The sequence below is a fragment of the Agrococcus sp. TF02-05 genome (assembly GCF_017565345.1).
In the GTDB taxonomy this organism is placed as follows: Bacteria; Actinomycetota; Actinomycetes; order Actinomycetales; family Microbacteriaceae; genus Agrococcus; species Agrococcus pavilionensis.
On sequence record NZ_JAGEKO010000006.1, the window covers coordinates 48,879 to 70,644 of the forward strand.

27 protein-coding genes and 1 pseudogene are annotated in these 21,766 nt (G+C 72.5%); 18 read left to right on the plus strand and 10 right to left on the minus strand.

Annotated features, from left to right (window positions below; translation table 11 throughout):
- Positions 1 to 65: 65 nt before the first annotated feature.
- Positions 66 to 605, minus strand: coding sequence for a hypothetical protein (locus JQT67_RS07230; protein WP_208064105.1), 540 nt, complete (start codon positions 603 to 605; stop codon positions 66 to 68).
- Between the two features lie 131 nt (positions 606 to 736).
- Between JQT67_RS07230 and JQT67_RS07235 the strand changes: the two genes are divergently transcribed.
- Positions 737 to 1,456, plus strand: coding sequence for a TetR/AcrR family transcriptional regulator C-terminal domain-containing protein (locus JQT67_RS07235; protein ID WP_021010354.1), 720 nt, complete (start codon positions 737 to 739; stop codon positions 1,454 to 1,456).
- Positions 1,457 to 1,493: 37 nt separating this feature from the next.
- Here JQT67_RS07235 and JQT67_RS07240 read toward each other — a convergent pair whose 3' ends face one another.
- Positions 1,494 to 1,886 carry a hypothetical protein gene (locus tag JQT67_RS07240; RefSeq protein ID WP_208064106.1) on the minus strand — a complete coding sequence of 131 codons (393 nt, stop codon included), beginning with the start codon at positions 1,884 to 1,886 and terminating at the stop codon, positions 1,494 to 1,496.
- Between the two features lie 61 nt (positions 1,887 to 1,947).
- Between JQT67_RS07240 and JQT67_RS07245 the strand changes: the two genes are divergently transcribed.
- A complete protein-coding gene (locus JQT67_RS07245; protein ID WP_021064980.1) occupies positions 1,948 to 2,325 on the plus strand; it encodes a hypothetical protein in 378 nt (125 codons plus the stop codon).
- Here JQT67_RS07245 and JQT67_RS07250 read toward each other — a convergent pair.
- From JQT67_RS07250 to JQT67_RS13470, 3 genes are all read right to left on the minus strand, one after another.
- On the minus strand, positions 2,322 to 3,248 hold the full coding sequence (locus tag JQT67_RS07250) for an AEC family transporter (RefSeq protein WP_208064107.1): 927 nt from the start codon (positions 3,246 to 3,248) through the stop codon (positions 2,322 to 2,324). The two genes, JQT67_RS07245 and JQT67_RS07250, sit on opposite strands and share 4 nt — an antisense overlap.
- A 71-nt stretch (positions 3,249 to 3,319) precedes the next feature.
- Entirely contained in the window at positions 3,320 to 3,877 is a 558-nt protein-coding gene (gene pyrE / locus JQT67_RS13465; protein WP_307864255.1) for an orotate phosphoribosyltransferase, read from the minus strand.
- 20 nt (positions 3,878 to 3,897) lie between these two features.
- Entirely contained in the window at positions 3,898 to 4,509 is a 612-nt protein-coding gene (locus JQT67_RS13470; protein WP_243755792.1) for a hypothetical protein, read from the minus strand.
- 71 nt (positions 4,510 to 4,580) lie between these two features.
- On the opposite strand from JQT67_RS13470, the gene JQT67_RS07260 reads away from it, so the two are divergent.
- Together JQT67_RS07260 and JQT67_RS07265 are read left to right on the plus strand one after the other, a co-directional pair.
- A complete protein-coding gene (locus tag JQT67_RS07260) occupies positions 4,581 to 5,393 on the plus strand; it encodes an exodeoxyribonuclease III (protein ID WP_021010348.1) in 813 nt (270 codons plus the stop codon).
- Positions 5,394 to 5,436: 43 nt separating this feature from the next.
- Positions 5,437 to 5,781: a hypothetical protein gene (locus JQT67_RS07265; protein ID WP_208064108.1), complete on the plus strand. Its 345-nt coding sequence runs from the start codon at positions 5,437 to 5,439 to the stop codon at positions 5,779 to 5,781.
- Positions 5,782 to 5,798: 17 nt separating this feature from the next.
- On the opposite strand, the gene JQT67_RS07270 is transcribed toward JQT67_RS07265, so the two are convergent.
- Entirely contained in the window at positions 5,799 to 6,257 is a 459-nt protein-coding gene (locus tag JQT67_RS07270; RefSeq protein WP_208064109.1) for a hypothetical protein, read from the minus strand.
- Between the two features lie 284 nt (positions 6,258 to 6,541).
- Between JQT67_RS07270 and JQT67_RS07275 the strand changes: the two genes are divergently transcribed.
- Entirely contained in the window at positions 6,542 to 7,915 is a 1,374-nt protein-coding gene (locus tag JQT67_RS07275; protein ID WP_208064110.1) for a DUF6421 family protein, read from the plus strand.
- Between the two features lie 99 nt (positions 7,916 to 8,014).
- On the opposite strand, the gene JQT67_RS07280 is transcribed toward JQT67_RS07275, so the two are convergent.
- On the minus strand, positions 8,015 to 8,896 hold the full coding sequence (locus JQT67_RS07280; protein WP_208064111.1) for a manganese catalase family protein: 882 nt from the start codon (positions 8,894 to 8,896) through the stop codon (positions 8,015 to 8,017).
- A gap of 202 nt (positions 8,897 to 9,098) precedes the next feature.
- Here JQT67_RS07280 and JQT67_RS07285 point away from each other — a divergent pair, with 202 nt between their 5' ends.
- The 7 genes from JQT67_RS07285 to JQT67_RS13475 all read left to right on the plus strand — a co-directional run bounded on the left by JQT67_RS07285 (position 9,099) and on the right by JQT67_RS13475 (position 12,691).
- Positions 9,099 to 9,740, plus strand: coding sequence for an NAD(P)-dependent oxidoreductase (locus JQT67_RS07285; RefSeq protein WP_208064112.1), 642 nt, complete (start codon positions 9,099 to 9,101; stop codon positions 9,738 to 9,740).
- A gap of 191 nt (positions 9,741 to 9,931) precedes the next feature.
- Positions 9,932 to 10,402 (plus strand): hypothetical protein, encoded by a 471-nt coding sequence (locus JQT67_RS07290; protein WP_208064113.1) that lies wholly within the window; start codon positions 9,932 to 9,934, stop codon positions 10,400 to 10,402.
- Positions 10,402 to 10,593 carry a helix-turn-helix transcriptional regulator gene (locus tag JQT67_RS07295; RefSeq protein WP_208064114.1) on the plus strand — a complete coding sequence of 64 codons (192 nt, stop codon included), beginning with the start codon at positions 10,402 to 10,404 and terminating at the stop codon, positions 10,591 to 10,593. Before JQT67_RS07290 ends, JQT67_RS07295 begins: the two co-directional genes overlap by 1 nt.
- A 22-nt stretch (positions 10,594 to 10,615) precedes the next feature.
- Positions 10,616 to 10,966, plus strand: a complete 351-nt coding sequence (locus tag JQT67_RS07300) for a hypothetical protein (RefSeq protein WP_021010339.1) — start codon at positions 10,616 to 10,618, stop codon at positions 10,964 to 10,966.
- 55 nt (positions 10,967 to 11,021) lie between these two features.
- A complete protein-coding gene (locus JQT67_RS07305; RefSeq protein WP_208064115.1) occupies positions 11,022 to 11,396 on the plus strand; it encodes a hypothetical protein in 375 nt (124 codons plus the stop codon).
- An 18-nt stretch (positions 11,397 to 11,414) separates the two neighbouring features.
- Positions 11,415 to 12,044 (plus strand): SDR family oxidoreductase, encoded by a 630-nt coding sequence (locus JQT67_RS07310; protein ID WP_208064116.1) that lies wholly within the window; start codon positions 11,415 to 11,417, stop codon positions 12,042 to 12,044.
- Between the two features lie 347 nt (positions 12,045 to 12,391).
- Positions 12,392 to 12,691 (plus strand): nitroreductase family deazaflavin-dependent oxidoreductase, encoded by a 300-nt coding sequence (locus tag JQT67_RS13475; RefSeq protein WP_243755793.1) that lies wholly within the window; start codon positions 12,392 to 12,394, stop codon positions 12,689 to 12,691.
- Positions 12,692 to 12,693: 2 nt separating this feature from the next.
- Here the strand turns inward: JQT67_RS13475 and JQT67_RS07320 are convergent, their stop codons facing one another.
- Both JQT67_RS07320 and JQT67_RS07325 read right to left on the minus strand, forming a co-directional pair.
- Positions 12,694 to 13,137, minus strand: coding sequence for a nitroreductase family deazaflavin-dependent oxidoreductase (locus JQT67_RS07320; RefSeq protein ID WP_208064117.1), 444 nt, complete (start codon positions 13,135 to 13,137; stop codon positions 12,694 to 12,696).
- A 75-nt stretch (positions 13,138 to 13,212) separates the two neighbouring features.
- A complete protein-coding gene (locus JQT67_RS07325) occupies positions 13,213 to 15,720 on the minus strand; it encodes an RNA helicase (RefSeq protein ID WP_208064118.1) in 2,508 nt (835 codons plus the stop codon).
- 160 nt (positions 15,721 to 15,880) lie between these two features.
- Here JQT67_RS07325 and JQT67_RS07330 point away from each other — a divergent pair, with 160 nt between their 5' ends.
- The 3 genes from JQT67_RS07330 to JQT67_RS07340 all read left to right on the plus strand — a co-directional run bounded on the left by JQT67_RS07330 (position 15,881) and on the right by JQT67_RS07340 (position 18,224).
- The gene (locus JQT67_RS07330) at positions 15,881 to 17,371 is read left to right on the plus strand and encodes an SDR family NAD(P)-dependent oxidoreductase (RefSeq protein ID WP_307864256.1); all 1,491 of its coding nucleotides are present in this window, start codon (positions 15,881 to 15,883) and stop codon (positions 17,369 to 17,371) included.
- 7 nt (positions 17,372 to 17,378) lie between these two features.
- The gene (locus tag JQT67_RS07335; protein WP_208064119.1) at positions 17,379 to 17,609 is read left to right on the plus strand and encodes a hypothetical protein; all 231 of its coding nucleotides are present in this window, start codon (positions 17,379 to 17,381) and stop codon (positions 17,607 to 17,609) included.
- A 183-nt stretch (positions 17,610 to 17,792) separates the two neighbouring features.
- Positions 17,793 to 18,224 (plus strand): lipopolysaccharide assembly LapA domain-containing protein, encoded by a 432-nt coding sequence (locus tag JQT67_RS07340; RefSeq protein WP_208064120.1) that lies wholly within the window; start codon positions 17,793 to 17,795, stop codon positions 18,222 to 18,224.
- A gap of 27 nt (positions 18,225 to 18,251) precedes the next feature.
- On the opposite strand, the gene JQT67_RS07345 is transcribed toward JQT67_RS07340, so the two are convergent.
- Complete coding sequence (locus tag JQT67_RS07345; protein ID WP_208064121.1) at positions 18,252 to 18,968, minus strand: helix-turn-helix domain-containing protein; 717 nt, start codon at positions 18,966 to 18,968, stop codon at positions 18,252 to 18,254.
- A 181-nt stretch (positions 18,969 to 19,149) separates the two neighbouring features.
- Here JQT67_RS07345 and JQT67_RS07350 point away from each other — a divergent pair, with 181 nt between their 5' ends.
- The 3 genes and pseudogenes from JQT67_RS07350 to JQT67_RS07360 form a co-directional block, all read left to right on the plus strand.
- Entirely contained in the window at positions 19,150 to 19,977 is an 828-nt protein-coding gene (locus JQT67_RS07350; protein ID WP_208064122.1) for a class I SAM-dependent methyltransferase, read from the plus strand.
- A gap of 168 nt (positions 19,978 to 20,145) precedes the next feature.
- Positions 20,146 to 21,432, plus strand: coding sequence for a M18 family aminopeptidase (locus tag JQT67_RS07355; protein ID WP_208064123.1), 1,287 nt, complete (start codon positions 20,146 to 20,148; stop codon positions 21,430 to 21,432).
- An 11-nt stretch (positions 21,433 to 21,443) separates the two neighbouring features.
- Positions 21,444 to 21,766 (plus strand): annotated as a pseudogene (locus tag JQT67_RS07360) (glycosyltransferase family 2 protein); the annotation flags it as partial.

Sequence of the window (21,766 nt, forward strand, 5' to 3'; positions counted from 1 at the left end):
ACGCCCGGCGGCGCGCTCCCGGCTCGAGCCAGCGGTGCGGGCCGCACCGAGCTCCTGCGCTCAGCTCAGTCGCGGCGGGCTCCAGCCGTGCCGTCATCGTCGGGGTCGTCCGTCGGCTCGTGCCCGACGAATGCGTCGCCGCAGCGCAGCCTCGGCTCGAGCAGCGGCGGCGCACCGCCGCCGATCGCGACCCAGCGCTCCTCGATCGTGACCGTGCCGTCGGCGATGGGCTCTCCGAGCGCCGCCGCGAGATCCGGTCTTCCCATGCGGCTCGCGAAGCTCGCGAGCGCCGCCTCGTCGAAGTCGCGGTGCACGCCGCGCGCGATGACCCACAGCGGCGCGCGCGGGTTCCTCGGCACGAGGCGCTGCAGCGTGGCGTCGCTCGTCGTCATGAACAGCGCCTCGAGGAAGGCGGTGGAGACGAGCGACGAGACCGCACCGGCGTGGAGCACCTTCCGGTCGCCCTCGCGGAGGATGCGGATCTCGAACTCGGTCGTCACAGGCGCCTGGCGGCGTGCGCCTCGCAGCCTCGCACGGTCCGCGCGCGTCGAGATCGCGGCGGACAGGTGCGTCGTGAGGCTGTCGGTCTCCTTCGTGCGCTGCACGGCTGCTCCTCGCAAGCGTGGTCGGGTCGTGGATCGATGGGTGACGGTGTCGTCGTTAGCCGTCGGTTTACAACGTAAACCACAGTAGCGTTGGGCGCGAGCGCGGGCCACCGCACCGAGAGGGAAGACGGATGACGAAGCGATCGACCAGCAAGCCGGCGTCCGCCGCGCCCACCCGGCGGCTGAGCCAAGAGCTGGTCATCGACGCCGCCCTCGCGCACATCGACCGATCCGGGCCCCACGGCCTCACCATGCGATCGCTAGCGCAAGACCTCGGCGTGGAGGCCATGGCGCTGTATCGCTACGTGCACGGCAAGGAGGACCTGCTCGAGGGCGTCGTGAACCGGCTCATGGGCGACCTGACGGCAGAGCTCGACGAGGAGCTCGCCGAGCACTGGCAGGGCTTCCTCCAGATGTTCGCGCATCGGGTGCGGCGCATCGCGATCGAGCACCCGAAGGCCTTCCCGCTCGTCGCGACCCGGCACCCGGCGGCACCGTGGCTGCGCCCGCCGCTGCGCAGCGTCGAGGTCGTCGAGACCCTGCTCAGCACCCTCGTGCAGCAGGGCTTCAGCGATCAGCAGGCCGTCACGACCTACCGCCTCTTCAGCAGCTTCCTGCTCGGGCAGCTGCTGCTCGAGTCGTCGGTGCGGGGAGCCGACACCGGTCCGGTCGAGGAGCCGCTCGACGAGGGCGACGCGACCATCCCGCACGCTGACGGCGAGCTCATGCTCGACGACGCGCCGGAGGTCCTTCGTCTGCGGCCCCTGCTGAGCGAGGACCGCAGCGACGAGGAGTTCGAGATCTCGCTCGAAGCGCTGCTCGACCGCCTGGACAGCGAGCTCTCGCAGTAGCGGCCGCGACGCCCGTGAGCCCCGCCGCGCCCGCGACTCAGAACGAGAAGAGCACGACCTGCAGGGCCGACGCGATCAGCGACGCGAGCGCCGAGATCGCGATGCCGAGCGCGATGCCAGCGAGCACGCGCGCCGGCTCGCGGCGGAGGATCGAGACGATCGCGAGCGCCGCGGCGATGGCGCCGAGCACCGCGCTGAGCGCGCCGACGCCGCCGCTCAGCAGGCCGATGCCCGAGGGGTCGAGCCCCGCGCGGATGGCGCCGCTCAGCACGAGCACCATGAGCGGCCCGGTGAGCACCTCGAGGCCGGCGACGACGAGCGCCAGGATCGCGAACGTTCGGCCGCCGCCGCGGCGCGCGGGCGGCGCGTACTGCTGCGGCGGCCGCCCGGCCGTCGCGTGCGGTGGGTGCTGCGGTGCGGCATCGCTCATGCGCACACCGTAGGCCATCCCGCCCGACGTGCCCTCGCGCATCCGCCGTATCGTTGTCGGCATGATCCCGAGCGACTGGATGCCCCACCGACGGCCCGACGGCGAGACCGTCGGCTACCTGCGGATGGTCGGCGACGACTTCCAGCCGATGGATCTGCTCGGCCGTCCGCTCGCCGAGGCGAGCGACTGGCTCGCCGCCGAGGAGGCGCTCGACGACCACTCGATCGCGTGGCTGATGGATGCGTTCCTGCTGTCGCTCGACGACGGTGACGTGCGCGTGCGGGTGACGGAGGTGACGCCCGAGCGGGTGCGCGTCAAGCGCGACGACCTCGGCGCGGTCGGCGGCGACGCCCGCTTCTGGGAGCTGCCGGTGCCCGAGACCGGCCGGCTGCGGCCGGCACCGCCGCTCACCGAGTGGCCGGGGATGGGCGGGGCCTAGGCCGGCCCGAGGAGCCAGGCGATCAGCAGCATCACCGGCAGCGAGCCGAAGGTCGTCAGCAGCACGATGTCGCGGGTGATGAGCGTCGCGCGGTCGTAGCGCAGCGCGTACTGGTACATGTTCTGCGCGCTCGGCAGCGCCGCCATCACCGTGCACGCATAGACGAGCTGCTCGTCGAGGCCGAAGGCGAAGCGCGCGAGCGCGAACGCCACGACCGGCATGATGAGCGACTTGAGCAGCACCGCGAGCGCGACCTCCTTGCGGCCCGAGCCCGGCTGCAGCGGCCGCTCGCCGCGCAGCGAGATGCCGAACGCGAGCAGCATGAGCGGCACCGCCGCTCCGCCGAGGATCTCGAGCGGCGCGAGCACCGGATCGGGCAGCTCGATCTCGAGCGCCGACACGAGCGCCCCGAGCGCCGAGGCGATGAGCATGGGGTTGCGGAGCGGCTGCGTCAGGATCCGGCCGACGGATGCGCGCCCTGCGCTCAGGATGTCGAGCGTCGCGAGCAGGGCGGGGGCGAGCAGCAGCAGCTGGAGCAGCAGCATCGGGCCGACGAAGCTCGCGTCGCCGATGACGTAGATCGCCACGGGCAGGCCGATGTTGTTGATGTTCGAGTAGCCGGTCGCGGTCGCGGCGAGCGCGATGCGGCTCGGGTCGCGGGTGAACCAGATGCGCGCGACGACGGCGTAGATGAGTGCGACCGCGATGAACGCGACGAGGGCGACCGCGAGCACGCTCGAGAAGAGCAGGCCCACGTCGGCTTCGCTCAGCACCGTGAACAGCAGCGCGGGGCTCGCCGCGAAGAAGCTCGTGCGGTTGAGGACGAGCCGCCCCTCCTGGTCGACGATCCGGAAGCGCGCGAGCAGCCAGCCGACTAGGATGACGAAGCCGATGATGCCGAAGCCGATCAGCACTCCGCCCACGTGACCTTCTTCCCGCCGCTGTCAGACAAGCAAGTCTGGCACGAGCGGCGGTCGCTCCCCGCTCCAGCCCGCTACTGCGGCTCGAGCCCCAGGTCGCCGAGCGCGATCGCCGCGCGGTACTCGACGCCCGCCGCCTCGATCGCCGCTTGCGCGCCCGTCGCGCGGTCGACGATCACGGCGACGGCGACGACCTCTGCGCCGACCTTCCGCAGCGCCTCGATCGCCTTGAGCGGGCTGCCGCCGGTCGTCGACGTGTCCTCCACGACGACGACGCGCTTGCCGGCGAGATCCGGTCCCTCGATCTGGCGGCCGCGGCCGTGGTCCTTCGGCTCCTTGCGCACGACGAACGCATCCACCTCGAGCCCGCGCACGAGCCCCCGGTGCAGCACGGCGTTCGCGAGCGGGTCGGCGCCCATCGTGAGGCCGCCCACCGCCGCGACGTCGGGGATGTCGGCGATGAGGTCGAGCAGCACGTCGCCGATGAGCGGCGCGGCGCGGTGGTCGAGCGAGAGCTTGCGCAGGTCGATGTAGTAGCTCGCGCGCTTGCCGCTCGTGAGCACGAAGTCGCCGTGGAAGACGGCCTCGTCGCGGATGAGCTGGATGAGTCGGTCGCGCGCGGTCACGCCCACCAGGCTACTTCGCGGATGCGTCAGGACGCGTCGGTCGGCACGGGCACGCTGTCGGCGCGCGGCCGCATGCCCGTGCGCGGGTCGCGGCCCGCCCACGCGACGAGCTGCTCCGAGCGGGTCGCGCCCGCGGGCGGCTCGACCGGCGCGTCGAAGATGCCCGGCCGGCGCACGGCCGCCTCGTCGGCGCTGTCGCGGAACGCCTCCATCCACTCGAGCAGGTCGGCGGGGAACTCGAGGTTGCCCGCGAGACCGACGCGAGCGGATGCCCAGCGCACGTCCCACGCGTGGAGCGCCATGTCGAGCGTCGGCAGCGCGAGGTCTGCGAAGGTCTCCTCGACCGCGACGTGCGCGGCGGATCGCAGCTGCGCCGCGAGCTCCTCCCAGCGCTCGACGGCCTCGAAGTCGCCGCCCGGGCCCATGAGCTCGAGGTGCGCCCGCTCCCTCGCGTCGGCGGCGCGGCCCAGCAGCGCGGCGCCGCCGTGCTCGGCCTGCACGCCCGACACGTGGCGGATGACATCGGCGATCGACCAGTCGGTGCACGCCGACGGCAGGCCGAGCCGATCGGCCCCGGCTCGCGCCTCGGCGGAGAAGAGATCGAGCGCCTGGAGATAGCGTTCGCGCGCGTTTCCCATGCATCCAGTGTGCACCAGGGGTACACGCGCGCCCGCACCCCACGCATCCGCCGCCCATCTAGGCTCGGAGCATGCGCATCGCCACCTGGAACGTGAACTCCGTGCGCGCTCGCACGGCCCGCATCGTCGACTGGCTCGAGCGCAGCGACGTCGACGTGCTCGCGATGCAGGAGATCAAGTGCAAGACGGAGCAGTTCCCCTATGCGGCGTTCGAGGCCGCGGGGTATGAGGTGCAGGCGCACGGGCACAGCCAGTGGAACGGCGTCGCGATCGCGTCGCGGCTGCCGATGACCGAGGTCGAGCGCGACTTCCCGGGCCAGCCCGGCTACGCCAACACCGGCGACCCGGTGGTCGAGGCGCGCGCGATGGCCGCGACGGTCGAGGGCGTGCGGCTCTGGAGCCTCTACGTGCCCAACGGCCGCGAGCTCACCCACGCGCACTACGGCTACAAGCTCGAGTGGCTGCGGGTGCTCACGGGGCTGCTCGACGAGTGGCGCGGGCAGCCGCTCGCGCTCATGGGCGACTTCAACATCGCGCCGCTCGACACCGACGTGTGGGACATCGGCGCCTTCGACGGCTCGACGCACGTGTCGGTGCCCGAGCGGGAGGCGTTCGGCGCGCTGCTCGAGGCCGGGCTCGTCGACGTCGTGCGCGACCGCGCCCGCGGCTACACCTACTGGGACTACAAGGCGGGGCGCTGGAACAAGGACGAGGGGATGCGCATCGACTTCGTGCTCGGCAGCCCCGAGCTCGCCGACCTCGTCACGCGCGCGGCGATCCACCGCGACGAGCGCGCGGGCGACGCGCCGAGCGACCACGTGCCGGTCGTGGTCGACCTCGACCTCGAGACCGAGCTCGACGACGACCGCCCGATGATCTTCTGATGGCGGATGCGTCGGGTCGCGCCGCGCGCGAGGCGGTGCGGTCGTGAGCACGGAGTGGGACGACGAGGAGCTCGAGCCGCAGCGCGAGTGGACGCCGGCCGACCGCTGGCGGCTCGCGACGTGGGTGCTCGTGTTCGCGAACATCCTCGGCGTGCTGCTGCTCGCGCCGATCGGCGACGGCTCGCTCGTGCAGGCCGCGCAGGCGTCGGGCGCCGATGAGGGACCGGCGCGGCTCACCTTCTGGGTGGCGCTGCTCGCGTGCACGCTCGTCGGCAACGGCATCGGCGCCGCGGCCGCCGCGACGAAGCAGCGGTGGGCGATCCTCGCGCCGATCGCCGCGGCGGTCGGCAGCTGGACCGGCTTCCTCGTGGCGAGCTCGCTCGTCTGAGCTCGGGGCTCGGCGGCTCAGCGCCGCTCGCCCCGCCGCCGCGCGAGGTGCCCGGCGCCCGCGACGAGCGCGGCGCAGCCCGGCAGGAGCCAGCCCGCGATCGCCGCGGCGACGGAGCGCACGTCGACGCCCTCGCCGAGGAGCCCGTGCGCGAGCGCGATCGTGAACGTCGTGGCAGCCACGAGCATCGCCGTGCCGATGAACCAGAACGCCGAGTCGCCGCGCCGCAGGAGCACGGCGCGCGCGACGATGAGCAGCACCCAGAGCGCGAGCGGGCCCGCTGAGGCGACCGCCCAGCCGGCGATCGTCGCGCCGAGTCCGCCGCCGTGCGGGAGGGGCACGCCGAGCAGCCGGCCGAGCCGCGCGGCGCCGAAGCGCTCGATGACCACGGCTGCGCCGAAGTGCAGCGCCACCACCGCGGCGAGCTGCCCGCCGATGCGATGCGGGGCGTGCTGCTGCGTGGGAGCCCCGTCCATGGCGACCTCCCGCTCCTGCTCGACTGCCGACCTCAAGCCTGGCGGAGGCTCGCGCGCGACGAGCCGGATTGCCGGCCTCCTGAGGCGATGCTCAGCGCCTCGCGCAAGAGCGTTGCGCGAGACCGCAGGCTCCGCCGTGCGGCGCCGAACGGGCAGGAAACGGCGGCCGAAACGCAAGATGCGTGCGCTGAGCCGCCCATACGCTGGAAACACGCACCACTGGTGCGCCCGACGGCCCGATCCGGCCGTGCCGCTGCCCCGCTCCGACCGCCAGGGAGGCTCCCATGACGATGACCCAGGCCACCGCCGCCGACCTCCGCCAGCACCCCGCCTGGCTCCGCATCAAGGCCGCAGCGACCGCGCTGCAGCCGCTCCAGTCGAAGAGCGGCGCCATCGACGACGCCGCGCACCACGAGAGCGCGCGCGCCCACGTCGCCGACCTGACCCAGGGCATCCGCGACATCGCCCCCGAGTTCCCGCACGACGCCGCCTACCTCGAGCAGGCCGTGCGCGACTTCGAGCGCTGGGCCGCCTCGGGCTTCGGCGAGCCCGACTTCTTCGACGCGCTCGTGCAGTTCCAGCCGCAGGAGCACCGCGTCGACGGGCTGCAGCACCTCGTCGTCTTCCCGATGTACACGCAGAACGGCTCGCCCGACCGCAAGGTCGAGGCCGTGCTCGTCGAGGTCATCTGGCCCGAGTTCATCGCCGACCTCGAGGCGGGCGACTACTCGAACAAGCTCTTCGTGCCGCTGCGCTTCATCGACTTCACCGCCGGCTACGACACGAACTCGGCCGTGCTCTTCCCCGAGACGGTCGCGATGCGCGAGATCCCGGCGTTCACGTGGGGCGCGATCTTCCAGGACCGCGAGGCGGCGCGCTTCCGCCGCGTCGTCGAGGCGGCGTGCGACGTCACGAAGCTCGAGCTGCCCGCCGACGCCGCCGAGATGCTCGCCGACCAGGGCCTCGCCGAGCGCACCTTCGTCATGTGGGACCTCATCCACGACCGCACCCACATGCGCGGCGACCTGCCCTTCGACCCGTTCATGATCAAGCAGCGCATGCCGTTCTTCCTCTACTCGCTCGAGGAGCTGCGCTGCGACCTCACCGCGTTCCGCGAGGCGGTCGCGATCGAGCGGCGCATCGCGGCCGACGAGCACGCGACGGATGCCGACCGCGACCTCGCGAAGCACGCGAAGCTCGTGCAGTACGCCGTCATCTTCGACCGCATCTTCCGCTTCGCGATCACCGGCTCGCGGGTGCGCAACTACGACGGGCTCGGCGGCCAGCTGCTGTTCGCGTGGCTGCACCAGCACCGCGTGCTGCACTGGACCGACACGCAGCTCGCGTTCGACTGGGACGAGGTGCCCGACGTCGTCAACAAGCTCGGCGAGGCGATCGAGCTGCTCTACTGGAAGTCGATCGACCGGCCCAAGGTCGCGCACTGGCTCGCCGCCTACGAGCTCGTCTCCTCCGTCGTCGAGCCGCACCCCGCATCCGCGTGGAAGGCCGGGGACCTGCCGCTCGACGGCACGCCACGCCAGCTCACCGACCTCGTGATGGACGACGAGTTCCCGCTCTCGATGTTCTACGAGGCCTTCGAGAAGAAGATGCGCGACGTCATCGCCTCGACGAAGGGCATCACCGCCGAGACGGTGTAGCCGACCCTCTTCCCTTGCGACGGGTGCGCTCGCAGCGACGGGGTGCTGGTCCGCCAGCACCCCGTCGGTCGTCCTGCACCCGTCGCAGGGCGGCGCGGCTCACTCCATGTGGAGCTTGTCCTGCACCTCGCCGGCGATCTTCTCCATCGTGTTCGGCTTCGGCGTCGTGCCGTACCAGCGCGCGTCGGGCTGCGTCGCCGGCGGCATCGGCACGCCGGGCTCGGGCTCGGCGCGGTAGGAGAACTCGCCGTGGCCGTCGGGCGTCGGGCCCTTCGCCCAGCTGCCCTCGCTCGCGGCCTCGCCGTCGCTGAAGTTGATGTACTCGTACGACACGTCGGTGTGCTCCTTCGACTGCGGGAAGTTCGACGGCACCGGCCAGCCCTCGAGGCCCTCCTCGCGCAGCTCGGCCGCTGCCGCCATCCACTGGTTCTGGTGCATCGTGTCGCGCGCGAGCAGGAACTTCAGCAGGTCCCGCACGCCGTGGTCGTCGGTCATGTGGTACAGCCGGGCGACCTGCACGCGGCCCTGCATCTCGGCGTTCGCGTTGGCCGTGAAGTCGGCGAGCAGGTTGCCGCTCGCGGTGATGTAGCTGCCCTGCCAGGGGTTGCCCATCGAATCGACCGGACGCGCTCCCGCGCCGGCGACGATGCCGTGCTGGATGTCGGTGCCGCCGACGACCGCGGCGACGGTCGGGTCGGACTGCACCGCGTCGTCGGTGATGCCGAGCGGCGCCTTCTCGAGCAGCTGCGCGATCATCACGGCGAGCATCTCGACGTGCCCCATCTCCTCGGCGGCGATGCCGAAGACGAGGTCTCGGTACTTGCCGGGCATGTGCATGTTCCAGGCCTGGAACGAGTACTGCATCGCGACCGAGATCTCGCCGTACTGCCCGCCCAGCACCTCCTGCAGCTTGCGCGCGTAGACCGCATCGGGCTTGTCCGGTGTGGCCTTGTGCTGCAGCTCCTGGCGGTGGAGATACATGTGGTTCCTCCCGAACGATCGAAGCCCGAGACCTGGTGACCTCGGGCGGAGCACCGACGCTACGGGCGGAGCGTCAGCACGCGGCCCGCGTGTCGCATCCGAGCCTCCTGGGAGTCGGGTGACAGAGGACGGGACCGAGCGCGGAATGCACCAGGCATCGTCTCGGTTGGCTCGAGGACACACACTTCTCGAGGAGGACGGCATGGCGAAGATCACGGTGCTCGGCGCGACGGGGTTCGCGGGCGGATGGATCGCGAAGGAGGCCGCGAGCCGCGGCCACGAGCTCACCCTCGTCTCCCGGTCGACGCCGAGCGAGGCACCCGAGGGCGCGCGCGTCATCCGCGGCTCGGTGCTCGACGGCGACGTGCTCGCGCAGGCGCTCGATGGCGCCGAGGTCGTCGTCGGCGCGCTTTCGCCGCGCGGCGACATGGAGGGCAAGGTGGCGGATGCGTATGCCGACGTCGCGACGCGCGTCGCGGAGACCGGTGCGCGGTTCCTCATAGTCGGCGGATTCGGCTCGCTGAAGGACGCCGACGGCGAGCGGATCGTGAACACCGACGCGTTCGCGCCCGAGTACAAGCCGGAGTCGCTCGAGCTCTTCTCGGCCTACGAGCGCGTCGCGGCGACGGACGGGGTCGACTGGACCTACGTCTCGCCCGCCGGCACGTTCGGCGGCTTCGTGCCCGACCAGACGCGCCGCGGCGAGTACCGCACGGGCGGCGAGGACGCGTTCTTCGACGCGGACGGCGGCTCGGTCATCTCCGGCCCCGACTTCGCGCTCGCGGTCGTCGACGAGATCGAGGCGGGCGCGCACCGCCGGGAGCACATCTCCTTCGCCTACTGAGCCCCCTCCCTCCGCTCGTCGAGTAGGCCCGCAGGGCCGTATCGAGACGAGATCTCGATGCGGCGGCTGCGCCGCCTACTCGATCCACGGGGAGGCATGGATCGAGCGAGTCAAGCGAACTTGACAGTCAAGCGAGCTTGACCGTACAGTCTCCTTGACACATCGACCCGCGCTCGACGCAAGGAGACCCCGTGAGCCAGCCCACCGCATCCGCCCCGAAGTCGAACATCGGCCGCGCGCGCTTCGGCGGCGGCACCGCCGCGCTCGTCATCGTGTCGCTCGCGATCGGCCTCGGCATCTCGAGCGGCCTCGGGGCGCTCTACGCCTGGCTGGGCGAGACCGGCGAGGAGTGGCTGCGCTTCGCCATCGTCGCGTTCGTGACGCTGCCGGTGAGCATCATGCTGCCGTGGGCGCTGCTCGTCGACCGCTCGTCGCTCAAGGGCGCGATCGACCGGCCCGAGGACTCCGTGGAGGCGCGCTGGTACTCGAAGGCGGCCGAGGGCACGATGCACGACGTGCTCATCACGGTCGGCATCGGCGCGGCGCTCTTCTCGTTCACGCAGCTGCAGGTCGACACGGGGATGCTGCTCATCGTCTTCGGGACGCTCGTCATGGCCGACTTCGGCGTGCGCTACCAGCTCGCCAAGCGAGCCGACGCCTGATGCGCAACGCGCTCCCCGAGCGCCGGGCCGAGCTCGGCTGGTCGCAGCAGCGGCTCGCCGACGAGCTCGGGGTCTCGCGCCAGACCGTCATCTCGATCGAGAAGGGCCGCTTCGACCCCTCGCTCCCGGTCGCGTTCCGGCTCGCCGCCGTCTTCGGCTGCACGATCGAGGATGTCTTCTCGCCGGACTGACCCGCGCGCCTATGCTGGCGCCGTGACCGCAGCACCGCCGCCCGAGGTCGCCGACGCATCGCCCGGCGTCGCCGATCCGGTGTGGAGCGGCGTGCTGCTCGCGCTGCCGCTGCTCGCCGCGTTCCCCGCGCTCGTGCTCATGGGCATCCTCTGGTTCGCCTCGCAGGGGCACGACGACTGGTGGACGATGCGCGGCTGGTCGGAGCTGCTGGTGTGGCAGCTGCCGATCGGCCTCTGGCTCGCGACGCTCGTCGCCGTCGTGGTGCTCGCCGTGCGGCGCCGGCGCGCGCTCCCCGCCGCCGCGATCGGCGTCGCCGCGATCATGGCCTCGATGGTCGTCGGCCTCGTGCTGCCGCTGCTGCTCGTCCGCTGACGCGCAGGCCGACTCGGCCCTGTCGGGATCACCGCGGGAGGGCTACCGTCGGGCCATGGGCCTCGCGAACCCGCTCCCGCCGTCGGAGCAGAAGCGCGAGGCGATCCGCGGCGTGCTGCCGGTGATGCTCGCGCCCGTCGTGCTCAACGCGCCGGGCTTCCTGCTGCGCGACGTCGGGCGGGTGACGACGACGAGCGCGTGCCCGGAGGCGGTCGCCGTCTGCCATCCCCGCTACGCCGAGCGAGTGCTCGCGGTGATCGACGTGCTCGCGGTCGCGGCCCCGCTCATCGCGCTCGTCACGATCGCTTCGACGCTCGCGCTCACCGCGCTCGCTCGCCGCTCGGTCATCGTCTCGCTCCTCGGCATGGCGCTCGCCGCGGCCGCGGTCACCGCGCACGTCGAGCTCGCGATCGTGAACGCCGAGCGGTAGCCGGGCAGACTGGGGCGCATGCGCATCCTCATCGCCGGCGCCACGAGCGCCCTCGGGCACGCCACCGCGACCGCTCTGCTCGAAGCGGGCCACCACGTCATCGCGGTCGGCTCGAACGCCGACCGGCTCGGACTCGTGGATGCGTCGGCGCACCTCGAGTGCGACCTCACCGACCTCGAGGCGGTGCGGTCGCTCGCCGCGGAGGTCGGCGAGCTCGACGGGCTCGTGCACCTCGTGGGCGGCTGGCGGGGCGGCGGCGGGCTCGCGGGCCAGTCCGACGAGGACTGGGCGTGGCTCGAGCGACGCGTCGTCGGCACGCTGCGCAACACCACGCGGGCGCTCGCGCCCGCGATCGGGCGCTCGGAGGCAGGCGTCATCGCGATCGTCTCGACGACGGGGCTCGAGCGGCCGACCGCCGGCAACGCCAACTACGTCGCGCTCAAGGCGGCGGCCGAGACGTGGCTCGCCGCCGTCGGGCACGAGCTGCGGAGCACGCCCGCGCGCACCGTCGTGAAGCGCGTCAAGGCGCTCGTCTCGCACGCCGATCGTGCGGCGCAGCCGGACCGCGACTTCGCCGGCTACACCGATGTCGCCGAGCTCGCGGCCGAGCTCGCTGCCGAGTTCGCGCCCGCCCGGGCCGCAAGCTGACGCCTGGCCCGCTCGACGAGTCGCTCGACCGGGCAGCTGCGCGGCCGACCGACGACGAGGGCTCGGCGACGCACGGAACCGGTTGAGCGTCGGGCGACGATGCGCGAGGCGCCGACCTGCGATGATCGCCGCATGGTCGGCCCGCTCGTGCGCACGCTGCGCCGCCTCCTCTCGCCCGTCTCGCGCACGCGCTGGTTCCGGCGCGTCGCCCCGAAGGCGCTCCCGGTCGCCGAGCGCATCCTCCGCCGCCTGACCGGCGGGCGGCTCATCGTCTCGGGCATCCTCGTGCCCTCGCTCGTGCTGCCTCGACCGGCGCGAAGAGCGGCGAGCCGCGCAGCGTCGAGCTCATGTACACGCCCGACGGCGCGGGCGGCGCGATCGTCGCCGGCACGAGCTTCGCGCGAGCGCAGCACCCTGCCTGGACGGCGAACCTCGCCGCGCATCCGGACGCCGAGGTCGTCGTGCGCGGCCGCGCCTACCGGGTGCGCGCCGACCGCATCCCCGAAGCCGACCGCGACGCCGCCTGGACGCGCATCGAGCGCCAGTGGCCCGGCTACCGCCAGTACGAGCGCGACTCCGGCCGCGAGGTGCGCCTCTTCCGCCTCACGACCGACGCCGAGCCGTCGCCCTTCGACGGCCGCCTCTGACCTCAGTCCTCCATGCGCGTCAGCAGGAACACCGGGATCAGCCGCTCGGTCTTCTCCTGGTAGCTCGCGTAGTCGGGCCAGGCCTCGACCGCCCGCGCCCACCACGCATCCCGCTCCTCGCCCGGCTCGAGCTCGCGCGCGAGGTAGTCGTGCTTCTCAGCGCCGTCCTGCAGCTCGACGTGCGGGTTGCGCTTGAGGTTCCAGTACCAGGTGGGATGCGTCGGGTGGCCTCCCTTGGACGCCACCACGAGGTACTCCCCCTCGTGCTCGACGCGCATGAGCGCGGTCTTGCGCAGCTTGCCGCTCTTGGCGCCGACGCTCGTGAGCACGATGATCGGCTTGCCGCGCAGCGTGTTGGCCTCGCGACCGCCCGTCGCCTCGAACGTCTCGGCCTGCTTGCGCGCCCACTCCGACTCGCTCGGCGCGTACTCCCCTTGCAGCGGCATGGTGCTCCTTGGTCAGCTCCGTGATCGTGACCAGCATGCCGTGCGCGTCCCGCGGGCGGCTGAGCGCCCCGCGGGCTACAGCCGCCCGACCCGGGTCACCCGCACGACCGCCCGGCCTTCCTCGGCCGAGGCCGCGAGGTCGATCGTCGCCCAGATGCGCCAGTCGTGGTCGCCGGCCGGGTCGGCGAGGATCTGCTGCGCCTCCCACACCTCCGGCCCCTCGTCGATGACGAGCATCCGCGAGCTCCGCGCATCCGCCCCCGTGCCGATCGAGCCGTGCTCGTCGTAGTAGGCGTCGAGCGCCTCGCCCCACGCATCCGCGTCGAAGCCCGACGACGCATCCAGCTCGCCCAGCTCCTCGTGCTTGTCGAGCGCCGCGAGCTGCACGCGCCGGAACAGCTCGTTGCGCACGAGCACCCGGAACGCGCGCGGGTTCGCCACGACCGAGGGCGGCGGCGGGGGCGCAACCGGCGCCTCGCCCGGCGCGGTGGGGTGCATGAGCTCCTCCCACTCGTCGAGCAGGCTCGAGTCGACCTGCCGCACGACCGCGCCGAGCCACTCGATGAGGTCGAGCAGCTCTTCGCCCTTGACCTCGTCGGGCACCGTCTGCCGGATCGCCCGGAACGCATCCGAGAGGTATCGCAGCACGAGCCCCTCCGAGCGCGAGAGCCCGTAGTGCTGCACGTAGTCGGCGAACGTCATCGCCCGCTCCCACATGTCGCGCACGACCGACTTCGGCGAGAGCTCGAAGTCGCGCACCCACGGCTGCGACTCGGCGAACATCGCGAGCGCCTCGGTGAGCAGCTCCTCGAGGGGCTTCGGGTGCGTGACGTCCTCGAGCAGCTCCATGCGCGCCTCGTACTCGATGCCCTCGGCCTTCATCGCGGCGACCGCCTCGCCGCGGGCGAGGAACTGCTGCTGCGAGAGGATCGGCCGCGGGTCGTCGAGCGTCGCCTCGATGACCGAGACGACGTCGAGCGGATGCGTCGGGCTGGCCTCATCGAGCAGATCGATCGCGGCGAGCGCGAACGGCGAGAGCGGCTGGTTGAGCGCGAAGTTCGGCTGCAGGTCGACGGTGAGGCGGATGCGCGGGGGCGCGTCGGCGTCTCGCGGATCGGGGTGCTGCTCGACGATGCCCGCGGTGCGGAGCGTGCGGTAGATCGCGAGCGCGCGCCGCTTGAGCTCGAGCTGCTTCGCGCGCGGCTCGTGCGACGACTCGATGAGCTCGCGCACCTCGGCGAACGCGTCGCCGCCACGGCCGATGATGTTGAGCAGCATCGAGTGGCTGATGCGCATCTGGGACTGCAGCGGCTCGGGCTCGGCCTCGATGAGCTTCTCGAACGAGGGCTTGCCCCACGAGACGAAGCCCTCGGGCGCCTTCTTGCGCACGAGCTTGCGGCGCTGCTTCGGGTCGTCGCCGGCCTTCGCGAGCATCTTGGCGTTCTCGGCCTCGTGCTCCGGCGCTTGCGCGACGACGGTGCCGGCGGTGTCGTAGCCCGCGCGGCCGGCGCGGCCCGCGATCTGGTGGAACTCGCGCGCGGTGAGGTGACGCATCCGGGAGCCGTCGAACTTCGTGAGCCCCGTGAGGAGCACCGTGCGGATGGGCACGTTGATGCCGACGCCGAGCGTGTCGGTGCCGCAGATGACGCGCAGCAGCCCCTGCTGCGCGAGCTGCTCGACGAGCCGGCGGTACTTCGGCAGCAGCCCCGCGTGGTGCACGCCGATGCCCTGGCGGACGAGCCGCGAGAGGGTCTGGCCGAAGCGGGTCGTGAAGCGGAAGTCGCCGATCGCGCGGGCGATCTCGTCGCGCTGCTCGCGCGTGGTGATCTTCGCCGAGGTGAGCGCCTGCGCGCGCTCGAGCGCGGCCGCCTGTGAGAAGTGGACGATGTAGACGGGCGAGCGCTGGGTCGAGAGCAGCTCCTCGATCGTCTCGTGCACGGGCGTCATCGCGTATTCGTAGGTGAGCGGCACGGGCCGTTCGACGCCCGTGACCTGCGCGGTCTCGCGGCCGGTGCGACGGCTGAGGTCGTCGGCGATGCGGGTGACGTCGCCGAGCGTCGCCGACATGAGGATGAACTGCGCTTGCGGGAGCGTCAGCAGCGGCACCTGCCACGCCCAGCCGCGCTGCGGGTCGGCGTAGAAGTGGAACTCGTCCATCACGACCTGGCCGACGTCGGTCTGCTCGCCGTTGCGCAGGGCGAGGTTCGCGAGGATCTCAGCGGTGCAGCAGATGATCGGGGCGTCGGCGTTCACCGACGAGTCGCCCGTGACCATGCCGACGTTCTCGGCGCCGAAGACGTCGACGAGCTGGAAGAACTTCTCGCTCACGAGCGCCTTGATCGGCGCGGTGTAGAAGGTGCGCGTGCCCTGCGCGAGGGCGGCGAAGTGCGCGCCGACGGCGACGAGCGACTTCCCCGTGCCGGTCGGCGTCGAGAGGATGACGTTCGAGCCGCTCACGACCTCGATGAGCGCCTCCTCCTGCGCCGGGTAGAGCGGCAGCCCGCGCTCGGCGGACCACTCGGCGAACGCGTCGAAGGCGGCGTCGGGGTCCCAGGGCGAGGGGGCGAGGTCGAGGAGGGGCATCCCGTCGAGTCTGTCGCACCGACCCCCGCGCCGCCCGCCCGCGAGCACTTTTCGACCGGATAGCCGGTGGGCCGAGGAGATATGTGACGCGCCCCACCTGCTATCCGGTTGAAGATCGCTCGAGTCGGCGGTCGGCGCGCTGCGCTCGGTAGACTGGCCTGTGCTCCCCCACCATTCGGCTCCCTCCGGCGCGCCCGCAGACGCCGTCGAGACGCTCTCCGCCGACGACGTCGCCACCACGCTCCGCGTGCTCGAGACGCTCCACCGCATGGACCGCGACGACCCCCACTACGTCGCCGTCCGGCAGGCCACCGCGAACATGTTCAAGGAGGTCAAGCTCGCGAGCCGCAAGGCGAAGCACGCGCGCATCCAGGCCGCCGACCGCGCCGTCGTGGCGAAGACCGCCACCGGCGCGCCCGACCGCATCGACGACGAGACGCGCGGCATCCCGCTCGAGACCCGCAGTGCATCCCCCACCGCCGGCACGCTCATCCGCGCGCGCGGCTGCTACATCTGCAAGCAGCAGTACACGGTCGTCGACGCGTTCTACCACCAGCTCTGCCCCGACTGCGCGGCGATGAGCCACGCGAAGCGCGACGCCCGCACCGACCTCACCGGCAAGCGCGCGCTACTCACGGGCGGCCGGGCGAAGATCGGCATGCACATCGCGCTGCGGCTGCTGCGCGACGGCGCCCACACGACGATCACGACGCGGTTCCCGAGGGATGCCGTGCGGCGGTTCTCGGCGATGCCCGACTCGGGCGAGTGGATCGACCGGCTGAAGGTCGTCGGCATCGACCTGCGCGATCCGGCGCAGGTCATCGGGCTCGCCGAGGAGGTCGCGGCCGCCGGTCCGCTCGACATCCTCATCAACAACGCCGCGCAGACGGTGCGCCGCTCGGCGGGCGCCTACGCGCCGCTCGTCGAGGCGGAGCTCGCGCCGCTGCCCGACGGCCCGCTCCCCGAGCTCGTGACGTTCGGGCACACGAACGACGCGCATCCGCTCGCCCTCGCCGCCTCGGTCGCGAGGCACCCGATCCTCGCGAGCGCCGCCGTGACCGCTGACGAGCTCACGCAGCAGGCGATGGCCGCGGGCTCGTCGTCGCTCGAGCGGCTCGCGGCCGGCACCGCGATCGACGCGGGCGGCCTGCTGCCCGACGAGGCGCACGTCAACTCGTGGACGCAGCACGTCGACCAGGTCGAGCCGCTCGAGATGCTCGAGGTGCAGCTCGCCAACATGACGGCGCCGTTCCTGCTCGTCTCGCGGCTGCGTGCATCGCTCGCCGCGTCGACCGCGCGCCGCACCTACATCGTCAACGTCTCGGCGATGGAGGGCGTCTTCGGCCGCGGCTACAAGGGCCCCGGCCACCCGCACACGAACATGGCGAAGGCCGCGCTCAACATGCTCACCCGCACGAGCGCGCGCGAGATGTTCGAGAGCGACGGCATCCTCATGACGGCGGTCGACACGGGCTGGATCACCGACGAGCGCCCGCACTTCACGAAGGTGCGGCTCGCCGAGGAAGGCTTCCACGCGCCGCTCGACCTCGTCGACGGCGCCGCGCGCGTCTACGACCCGATCGTGCGTGGCGAGGCGGGCGAGGACCTCTTCGGCGTCTTCCTGAAGGACTACGCGCCCGGTTCGTGGTGATGCGCCGATGACACCCGCCGAGCTGCGCGCGCTGCCGCTCGGCACGCGCGTCGTCGTGCGCTACCGGCTGCACGGCGACACCCACAAGGCGACGGATGCGCTCGGCGAGCTCGTGCACGTCGGCGACACCACGTGCACGGTCGCGACCCGTCGCGGCGAGGTGGTCATCGCGATCGCCGACATCATCGCCGCGAAGACGGTGCCGCCGCCGCCCGAGCGGCGCCCGCGTTCCGCCTGACCGCGATCGCGCTCGTTGCTCAACCGGTTGGGTGTGCCGCCAGCCGTTCGCAGTCGCTCGACGACGCACGGAGCCGGTTGACGGATGGTCGGGCGCGACGGTCCCGGCCGCGCACACCGGATCTCAGGCTCGCGTGGCTAGCGTGTCCCCCACCAGCGCAAGCCGCGAGCAAGGAGAGCCGCCATGGCCGAGAACCAGGACCCGACCACGACGCCCGCCCCGCGCAGCGTGCCCGCGACCTCGACCGGCGCAGACACGCAGGCCGCCTCGACCGGCCGGAGTGCCGCATCCGCCGAGCCGAAGGAGGTGCGCCTCGACCCGACCCTCGACGGCCACCAGCGCCAGGGCATCTCGGGCGCGACGTGGGTCGCGCTCATCCTGGGCACGGTCATCCTCGTGCTGCTGCTCATCTTCATCCTGCAGAACAACGAGCCGGCCGACTTCGCGTTCCTCGGCCTCGACTTCAGCCTGCCGCTCGGCGTCGCGATGCTCTTCGCCGCGATCGCCGGCGTGCTCATCACCGCGCTGCTCGGCTCGGTGCGGCTGTTCAAGGTGAGCCGCCGGGTGCGGAAGCTCGAGAAGGAGCGCGAGCAGATCAAGCAGGCGCTGCGCTGACGCGCGAGGGCCCCGAGCGCCGCTGACTCAGCCGGCGAGTGCCGGCTCGCGCACCGCCGCGAGCTCGCGCTCGCTCGGCCGCGGCACCGACGCCCACCCCGCTTGGCCGAGCCACGCGGGCACGCGACCGACCGCATCCGCGTCGCCGTCGATGCGCAGCTCCTCCGCCCGCAGCGCGTGCGCCCACGAGCGATCGCCGCGCCAGATGCGCGTCATGACCGGCAGCTGCGTCGTCACGGTCGCCGCGACCGCGAAGCCCGGGTCGAAGTCGCACAGGTCGAGGTCGCCCTCGTGGCACACGAGCCACCAGTGCGCGGCGCCCGGCTGCACATCGGTGAAGCGCATCGCCACGACCGTGCGGCGGCGGGGCCACGCCGCGATGTCGATCTGCCGGCGCATGTCCCACAGCAGCAGGTGGGGGTCGAAGTCCTCCTGCCCGAGCTCGCCGATCCAGCGCACGCCCCACGCGGCGAGCCCGTCGACGATCGGCCGCAGCTCCTCGCCCGACTGCGTCAGCCGGTAGTCGGTGCGCGAGCCCTCGACGCGCTTGCGCACGAGGCCCGCGTGCTCGAGCCGGCGCAGCCGCTTCGACAGCAGCGCGGGCGACATGTGGGGCACGCCGCGGCGCAGGTCGTTGAAGCGGGTCGAGCCGGCGAGCAGTTCGCGGATGACGAGCAGGGTCCACCGCTCGTCGAGGAGCTCCATCGCCTTCGCGACCGGGCAGAACTGGCCATATCCACTCATGTCGGCCTCCCGCATCCGGCACCCAGTGAACGCCTGTCGCGGCGCTCGCGCCAGAGGCGATCCGGTGCCGATCCGAGTACCGCGATCGGTACAGATCCAGCACTGGATGGCGGGGCGCCGCGGGAGGACAGTCGTGCCCGCGATCGACGATCGCGAACGATCAGAGAGGATCACCCCAGGAATGAACACCATCGCTGCAGCGGTCACCACTGCCGCTCCGGAGATCAAGGCCAAGCACGCCACCATGTGGGCGCTCGGCGACTACCCCGCCGTCGCGCACGAGGTCATCGCGCCCACCGGCCCCCGGCTCGTCGAGGCCGTCGGCATCCAGTCGGGCGAGCGCGTGCTCGACATCGCCGCGGGCGACGGCAACGCATCCGTGCCCGCCGCAGAGCGCGGCGCGAGCGTCGTCGCGAGCGACCTGACGCCCGAGCTGCTCGAGGCCGGGCGCGCCCGCACGGCCGGCTCCGGCCTCGACATCGCGTGGCAGGCGGCGGATGCGGAGGCGCTGCCGTTCTCGGACGGCGAGTTCGACGTCGCCATCTCGTGCGTCGGCATCATGTTCGCGCCCTTCCACGAGGCCGCGGCGCGCGAGCTCGTGCGGGTCGTGCGGCCCGGCGGGCGGATCGGCCTGCTCGCCTGGACACCGGAGGGCTTCATCGGCGAGATGTTCAAGATCATGAAGCCGTTCGCGCCGACGCCGCCGCCCGGGGCGCAGCCCGCGGTGCTGTGGGGCTCGGAGGCGCACGTGCGCGAGCTGCTGGGCGAGCGCGTCGAGCTGACGTTCCGCAAGGAGCTGCTCGATGTGCGCCGCTTCGGCTCGGGCGCCGAGTTCCGCGACTTCTTCAAGCGCACCTACGGGCCGACGATCGTCACCTACCGCGGCATCGCCGACCAGCCGGAGCGGGTCGCCGAGCTCGACCGCGAGCTCGAAGCGCTCGGCGAGCGCTACCGCGACGGCGACCTCGTGCAGCTCGAGTACCTGCTGACGACCGGCACGGTGCGGTAGGCGCACCTCCGCCAGCCCGTTCCACAGCAGGTGTAGGGCGAGTCGCTCCGAAGCGATCCGCCATCGAGCGACTCGCCCTCTACCTGTGGCTGGCTGAGGCGGCGGCGGAGGCGGCGGCCCCTCGGCTGGCCGCGGCTAGGCTCGGAGCACCGCTGCCCTGGAGGTTCTGTGCCCGTCGCACCCGTCGCCCACGCCGAGGGTCTCGCCGACTTCGTCGACGCATCCCCTTCGAGCTTCCACGCCGCCGCCGAGGTCGCCCGCCGTCTGCAGGGGGCCGGCTTCACCCCGCTCGACGAGACGGATGCGTGGCCCAAGACCCCGGGCAAGCACCTGGTGGTGCGCGACGGCGCGGTCATCGCCTGGGTCGTGCCGCAGGGCGCGACGGCGACGACGCCCGTGCGGGTCTTCGGCGCGCACAGCGACTCGCCCGGCTTCAAGCTCAAGCCGCAGCCGACAACCGGCCGGCTCGGCTGGCTGCAGGCGGGCGTCGAGATCTACGGCGGCCCGCTCCTCAACTCGTGGCTCGACCGCGAGCTGCGCCTCGCCGGCCGGCTCGTGCTCGACGACGGCACCGAGGTGCTCGCCGACTCCGGCGCGCTGCTGCGCCTGCCGCAGCTCGCGATCCACCTCGACCGCACCGCGAACGACGGGCTCACGCTCGACAAGCAGGCGCACACGCAGCCGGTGTGGGGCCTCGGCGCGCCCGAGTCGGCCGACCTGCTCGCCGAGCTCGCCGCATCCGCCGGCGTCGATGCCGCCCGCATCCGCGGCTACGACCTCACGACCGCCGACGCCGCCCGGGGCGCGCTCTTCGGCAAGGACGACGTCTTCTTCGCGGCCGGCCGGCTCGACGACCTCGCGAGCGTGCACGCGGGCGTGGTCGCGCTCCAGGCGGCCGCCGAGGGCTTCGACGGCGACCACATCCCGATGCTCGCGGTCTTCGACCACGAGGAGATCGGCTCGGCGACCCGCTCGGGCGCGGCCGGCCCCTTCCTCGAGGACGTGCTCGAGCGCATCGGCCTCGCCCTCGGTGCCGACCGCGGCGAGCGGATGCGCGCGCTCGCGTCGTCGTGGTGCGTCTCGAGCGACGTCGGCCACTCGGTGCATCCGAACTTCGCCGAGAAGCACGACCCGGTGGTGCAGCCGCTTCTCGGCTCCGGCCCGATCCTGAAGATCAACGCCAACCAGCGCTACGCGACCGACGGCGCGGGTGCCGCCGCCTGGCACGGGTGGTGCGCGGCGGCGGGCGTCTCGAGCCAGTCCTTCGTGTCGAACAACACGGTGCCGTGCGGCTCGACGATCGGGCCGATCACCGCGACGCGGCTCGGCATCCGCACGGTCGACGTCGGCATCCCGATCCTGTCGATGCACTCGGCGCGCGAGCTCGCGGGCGTGAGCGACCTCTTCGACCTCGCGCGGGTCGCCGAGGCCTTCTTCACCGGCGCCGAGGGCTGAGCCGAGCGCCGGTGAGCCAGCGGACGGGCGTCGACTACATCCTGCCGCTGCGCTGGGATGCGGCGACCTCCCGCCGCGAGCGCGCCGAGCTGACCGCCTACCTCGAGCGGCTCCGCGACTGGGCCGACGTCGTGGTCGTCGACGGCTCCGCGGAGCCGGTCTTCAGCGAACACCACCGCGCGTGGGCACCGCTCGTGCGCCACATCCGCCCCGATCGCACGACCCCGAACGGCAAGGTCGCCGGCGTGCTCACCGGCATCGACGCGACCGAGCAGCCGCGCATCGTGATCGCCGACGACGACGTGCGCTACTCCGAGTCGGCACTGGCGGATGC

What these genes read in the sequence shown, in the direction of transcription:
- JQT67_RS07235 (WP_021010354.1), top strand. Translation starts at nt 737, where the DNA reads ATGACGAAGCGATCGACCAGCAAGCCGGCGTCCGCCGCGCCCACCCGG.
- JQT67_RS07240 (WP_208064106.1), bottom strand. Translation starts at nt 1,886, where the DNA reads ATGAGCGATGCCGCACCGCAGCACCCACCGCACGCGACGGCCGGGCGG.
- JQT67_RS07245 (WP_021064980.1), top strand. Translation starts at nt 1,948, where the DNA reads ATGATCCCGAGCGACTGGATGCCCCACCGACGGCCCGACGGCGAGACC.
- JQT67_RS13470 (WP_243755792.1), bottom strand. Translation starts at nt 4,509, where the DNA reads ATGGGAAACGCGCGCGAACGCTATCTCCAGGCGCTCGATCTCTTCTCC.
- JQT67_RS07260 (WP_021010348.1), top strand. Translation starts at nt 4,581, where the DNA reads ATGCGCATCGCCACCTGGAACGTGAACTCCGTGCGCGCTCGCACGGCC.
- JQT67_RS07270 (WP_208064109.1), bottom strand. Translation starts at nt 6,257, where the DNA reads ATGGACGGGGCTCCCACGCAGCAGCACGCCCCGCATCGCATCGGCGGG.
- JQT67_RS07275 (WP_208064110.1), top strand. Translation starts at nt 6,542, where the DNA reads ATGACGATGACCCAGGCCACCGCCGCCGACCTCCGCCAGCACCCCGCC.
- JQT67_RS07280 (WP_208064111.1), bottom strand. Translation starts at nt 8,896, where the DNA reads ATGTATCTCCACCGCCAGGAGCTGCAGCACAAGGCCACACCGGACAAG.
- JQT67_RS07285 (WP_208064112.1), top strand. Translation starts at nt 9,099, where the DNA reads ATGGCGAAGATCACGGTGCTCGGCGCGACGGGGTTCGCGGGCGGATGG.
- JQT67_RS07295 (WP_208064114.1), top strand. Translation starts at nt 10,402, where the DNA reads ATGCGCAACGCGCTCCCCGAGCGCCGGGCCGAGCTCGGCTGGTCGCAG.
- JQT67_RS07305 (WP_208064115.1), top strand. Translation starts at nt 11,022, where the DNA reads ATGGGCCTCGCGAACCCGCTCCCGCCGTCGGAGCAGAAGCGCGAGGCG.
- JQT67_RS07310 (WP_208064116.1), top strand. Translation starts at nt 11,415, where the DNA reads ATGCGCATCCTCATCGCCGGCGCCACGAGCGCCCTCGGGCACGCCACC.
- JQT67_RS13475 (WP_243755793.1), top strand. Translation starts at nt 12,392, where the DNA reads ATGTACACGCCCGACGGCGCGGGCGGCGCGATCGTCGCCGGCACGAGC.
- JQT67_RS07320 (WP_208064117.1), bottom strand. Translation starts at nt 13,137, where the DNA reads ATGCCGCTGCAAGGGGAGTACGCGCCGAGCGAGTCGGAGTGGGCGCGC.
- JQT67_RS07325 (WP_208064118.1), bottom strand. Translation starts at nt 15,720, where the DNA reads ATGCCCCTCCTCGACCTCGCCCCCTCGCCCTGGGACCCCGACGCCGCC.
- JQT67_RS07335 (WP_208064119.1), top strand. Translation starts at nt 17,379, where the DNA reads ATGACACCCGCCGAGCTGCGCGCGCTGCCGCTCGGCACGCGCGTCGTC.
- JQT67_RS07340 (WP_208064120.1), top strand. Translation starts at nt 17,793, where the DNA reads ATGGCCGAGAACCAGGACCCGACCACGACGCCCGCCCCGCGCAGCGTG.
- JQT67_RS07345 (WP_208064121.1), bottom strand. Translation starts at nt 18,968, where the DNA reads ATGAGTGGATATGGCCAGTTCTGCCCGGTCGCGAAGGCGATGGAGCTC.
- JQT67_RS07350 (WP_208064122.1), top strand. Translation starts at nt 19,150, where the DNA reads ATGAACACCATCGCTGCAGCGGTCACCACTGCCGCTCCGGAGATCAAG.